The 4,097-nt window shown below is 67.2% G+C and carries 5 protein-coding genes; 1 reads left to right on the plus strand and 4 read right to left on the minus strand.

Going from position 1 to position 4,097, the window contains the following annotated elements; translation table 11 throughout:
• Window positions 1-41 precede the first annotated feature (41 nt).
• On the plus strand, window positions 42-329 hold the full coding sequence (locus AC1D01_RS23385; protein ID WP_477870564.1) for a hypothetical protein: 288 nt from the start codon (window positions 42-44) through the stop codon (window positions 327-329).
• A 70-nt stretch (window positions 330-399) separates the two neighbouring features.
• Here the strand turns inward: AC1D01_RS23385 and AC1D01_RS23390 are convergent, their stop codons facing one another.
• The 4 genes from AC1D01_RS23390 to AC1D01_RS23405 all read right to left on the minus strand — a co-directional run.
• On the minus strand, window positions 400-1,062 hold the full coding sequence (locus AC1D01_RS23390) for a nucleotidyltransferase family protein (RefSeq protein ID WP_477870566.1): 663 nt from the start codon (window positions 1,060-1,062) through the stop codon (window positions 400-402).
• Window positions 1,059-1,400, minus strand: coding sequence for a Mor transcription activator family protein (locus tag AC1D01_RS23395; RefSeq protein ID WP_477870568.1), 342 nt, complete (start codon window positions 1,398-1,400; stop codon window positions 1,059-1,061). Before AC1D01_RS23395 ends, AC1D01_RS23390 begins: the two co-directional genes overlap by 4 nt.
• Complete coding sequence (locus tag AC1D01_RS23400; RefSeq protein ID WP_477870572.1) at window positions 1,397-3,541, minus strand: phage terminase large subunit family protein; 2,145 nt, start codon at window positions 3,539-3,541, stop codon at window positions 1,397-1,399. The genes AC1D01_RS23395 and AC1D01_RS23400 overlap by 4 nt, the downstream gene beginning before the upstream one ends.
• 5 nt (window positions 3,542-3,546) lie before the next feature.
• Window positions 3,547-4,097, minus strand: a 551-nt coding sequence (locus tag AC1D01_RS23405; protein ID WP_477870570.1) for a terminase small subunit, incomplete at its 5' end; no start/stop codon positions are given.

The raw sequence follows: 4,097 nt of genomic DNA on the forward strand, positions 1-4,097 counted from the left end.
ATTGGCGTTGATCAAACTCCCGTCCACTAGGAGCACATCCCATGGGAAGCAGGCTTCCGATCGAGCAAGTGTTTGGCCGAATCAGCTCCGAGGTGGAACTGCAATCCTTCGTCGAGCGGTTTCACCTGAAGCCGTTGAAGGCCAGCGTGCCATCGCGGAAGTACATCGCCGAGTGGACGGGCACGGTCGATGGCAAGGCCGTTTTCTCGCGGCACCGCCAGCTCGCATCGACAGCGCTGCCAGGGTCCGCTTGCTTGAACGCCCTGAGCCTGAGCATCAGCGCGCCGGAAGGCACACGTCTGTGCAGCACCGAAGTCCAGTTCGGCTGAGCAATGCTGGGACGGAGCACTCGGCCCCGTCCCTGAGCAATACCCGAGGACGTTGACGAGGGCTTCGGCGTCAAGCGACGCAGGCAAGCTGCCGCAGCGAGGTCGGCAGTGCTGCGTAGGCGCGAGGCATGCGATGGCGCAGCCGCTCCGCCTCGAGTTGCTCCTCCTCCGTGGCCCACTCCTTCCTTGGCGCACGCCCGGCGATCGGGTCGAGTGGAATGCCGTGCAGCGCCGATCTCCAGTCGAGCCCGGGCTTCCACAGAAGCAGCACGTCGCGAGCCACCTGATCGCCGTCGAGCACCGTGCCACCACTCATGTAGTTGTGGTGATCCACGAAGGTGATGTTGCGCAACGGCCCGATCACCGGGCTGATCACCTTGCCGATGCCCGGAAGCAGCCTGCTGCCGAGGTAGGGCCGACCGTCCAACGTGACCGGACCGGCCCATTCCATGTGCGACTGGATGATCAGGTCCACGTCGCCGCATTCGAGGGCTCCCCGCGCGTAGCTCCCGAAGACCCAGATCGCATCGACCCGCACGCGCACTGGCCCGCGCACATCGATGCCGAACACCAGGCTCTTCTTTCGCTCGACCACGCGCTCGGGCGTCGCATCGACACGCGCCAGGAGTCGCTCCAGGCGGCGGGTGAGCACCGCCCGGGGAATGCGCTCCGGCATCGGCCGTGCGCCGACCGTCGCACCCCCGACCGCCTGCATCTGGCCGCTCGCGCTCATGGCCGTCCCCGCTGGCCAACGATCCGATAGACCGTGGAGCGCGCCAGCCCGAACAGCTGCATCAACTCCTTGATGTTCCGACCGTTGAACATCTCGCGCACGCGCTCGTCTCGCGCCGACTTGTCCGGCGCCGGTACGTAGACATCGTCGCCACCAAACCGCACGCGCATGCCTTGCACGATCTCGTGCGCGATGGCACTCGCCCACGGTTCCTGGAAGGCCAGGTCATCGCGAAGGATCTCGGTCATGTCGAACACCCACTGCGTGGCGGCGTCCGCCTTGATCTCGTGGGCATCGGGACGGGGTTGCTGCTGGTGCTGGAAGAGGGGTTGGCTCACAGGCGGCTGCTCCAAGAATCGCTGACGATGAAGTTGTTCGGGACGATGGGACGGACGGCGGGTGGTCGAGCTGCAGGTGGCGGTGCCGGAGGAGGTGGTGCCGCGGCCACTGCGCTCGGTTGTGCAGACGTCTGCACTGGCGCTGAATCACCCTCCGTACTCAGCGCGAGCGTCCCGCCACCGGCGAACAGATCCGGCTCCAGCCCTGCTTCGAGCCGCGCCCACAGCTTGTCGCTGAGCGTGTGCAGCCCGAGCATCTGCGCGCAGAACAATGCGTACACCGTGCAGTCGAGCTTCTCGTTGCGCTTGCCGGCGGGCTTCAGCCAGCGGTGCTCCTCGCCGCGGCCCGTCTTCACCAGCATCCGGCTCTCTGCGGTGAGCTGATCGTAGAACTCGGCGGTCAGGTCACGCGCGAAGTGCACGTAGCCCGGCCCGGGCTGGCTGACCTGCAGGCGGCCGTACAGCAGATCCTTCGCGGTGTCGGTGCCGACGTGCCACAGCCGCACGCCCTTGCGGATCGTCTTGCCGCGCTCGTTCACATCGACCAACACGCTCGCGCTCTTGATCGGCCGGCCCAGCCGTGTCTCGCCCTTCACCGCGTATAGGTTTTGGTTCGGCCGGTTGCGCACGAAGACGTAGCACTGGTGCGTGAAGTGGCCGCCGGTATCGATCGCCACCGCGTCGGCCGTCATCTCGACGCCGCACACATGCCGGTAGGTCGCCTTGATCGCCGGGTCCAGCTTCAGGTCCCACTCGCGCTGGTCGGCCGGGTTGCCGTAGATGACCAGGTCATCGACCACCCACATCTCTTCGCCGCGGCCGAAGCCCCACACCACCAGTTCCCAGCGGTCGCCCTGCACGTCCACGCCGATGGCGAGCTTCACGGCGCCGCGCGGAACGGTGCGAAGTTGATGCCCGTGCTTGCCGCGCAGCGCGAGCTGGCTGGCGTCGGTCTTCTCCAGCTCCTGCTCGTAGGTCTCGCCGCGTGTGGTGTTGATGAAGGTTTTGAGGTCGCTGTCGTCGCCGGCCTGGGCCTTCTTCGCTGCCGTCAGCCAGTCGCGCACGATGCTGACCCAGGTCGCCTGCGGGCTGTACGCGGTCCAGCAGAAGAACGCCACGTGCTTGGGCGGCGCCACTTCGTCGTCCGCCGCATTCCTGAAGCGCAGCTGGATCGGRTCGCGCTCGTCGATCCAGAGGCCGCCATGACCACCGTCGATCGCCTTCCAGCGCCCGCGCCACGCCGCCAGGTACTCTGCCTGGGTGATGCACACGCCGCAGTGCGGGCAGACGTGGCCCACGGTCTCCGGATCGCCATCGGTCCACTTGAAGCCGTGCCGTGCTTCCCGGCCGCCCCAGTCGAGGGTGTGCTCCTCATCGCAGTGCGGGCAGCGGATGAAGTACTGGAAGCGCACGTCGGCCTGATGCTCGCGGTCCTCGATCAGGCTGAAGCCCTTGAGCTTCGGCGTGCTGCCCGCCACCGACTTCGGGAAGGTCGCGCCCTCGATGCGCTTGTCGCCCAGGCGGAACGCGCTGCCCTCCTTCTCGATGTCGCGGTCGAAGCCGTCGGTCTCGTCGTAGTAGACGCAGTCCACGGTGATGCGGCGGTAATTCTTCGCGGCCTTGCCGCCGCGCAGGTGCAGCTGGCAGCCGAGGAACCGCTTCTTCTTGATCGTGTTGTCTTTGGACTTCCGATTGAACTTCGGGAACACGCGGCGCATGACCTTCACGTCGCGCAGCATCGGCTCCAGCTCGGTGGTGACGAAGTCGTCGCGGTCCTCGTCGGTCGGTTGGTACACCGCCTGGTTGCGGCGCTTGTGCTCGGCGAAGTAGCCGATGGCTGCGAGGAAGATCTTGGTGTATCCGGTGCGCGCCGACTTCCGCCACGTCACGTGCGTGATCTCGTCGTGGCCGATGCAGTCGGCAATGGCGACCTGGTACGGATAGGCCTCCCAGCGGCCCTGCTCGTAGCTGCTCTCCTCCGACAGGTAGAAGTGCTCGGCCATCCACTGGGACAGCCGCATAGGCGTCGGGGCTTCGAGCGGGCGCAGGCCCCGGCGCAATGCCGCGTTGATCTCGTCGCGCTGCTCGGTGCCGAGGTCGGCGAGCGACATCGGGCGCTCCAGCTCGATCACGTGGTTCATGTCGTTCAAGCTTCGTCCTCCTCTTCGGGTTCTTCGTCGGCGTCCGCCAGCGTCATCGCCGCGGCGCGATTGCGGGCCTTGGTGACCTCCTCGTCGAGGATGCGCAGCGCCTCGCCGGGCAGGTCGACGCGGCGGCGCACGCGCGGCACCAGGCCCTGCAGCAGGCTGCCCACATCGCCGGCCATCTTGGCGAGCACCAGCTCGAGCACCGACACCGGCGCCAGCTCGCGGCGGTTCACCGCGTTGTCCATCGCGACGCGGTCAGCCTGCTCGCGAGCCAGCCGGGCACGCTCGCGCGCCAGCTCGCCGTCGGCGCCGCGGCCCGCGGCCTGCTCGCGCAGGTGCTTCGTGTACGCGCGCAGCCAAGTTGCCGCCGGCTGGCCAGCCAGCAAGATGCCGCGAGTGAGCAGGTCACTGACGACGGGCTGGGTCACGCCGACCAGGTCGCCGAACTGCTCTTGCGTGACCGGATGCGAGAGCGGCGAAGACAGCATGTCCTGTGGGTCTCCCATGGATATAACCCCCTTAGGAACGCCCCGCAACTGCGGTGCAAACG

This window comes from Rhizobacter sp. P3_B12, assembly GCF_056402895.1.

What these genes read in the sequence shown, in the direction of transcription:
- AC1D01_RS23385 (WP_477870564.1), top strand. Translation starts at nt 42, where the DNA reads ATGGGAAGCAGGCTTCCGATCGAGCAAGTGTTTGGCCGAATCAGCTCC.
- AC1D01_RS23390 (WP_477870566.1), bottom strand. Translation starts at nt 1,062, where the DNA reads ATGAGCGCGAGCGGCCAGATGCAGGCGGTCGGGGGTGCGACGGTCGGC.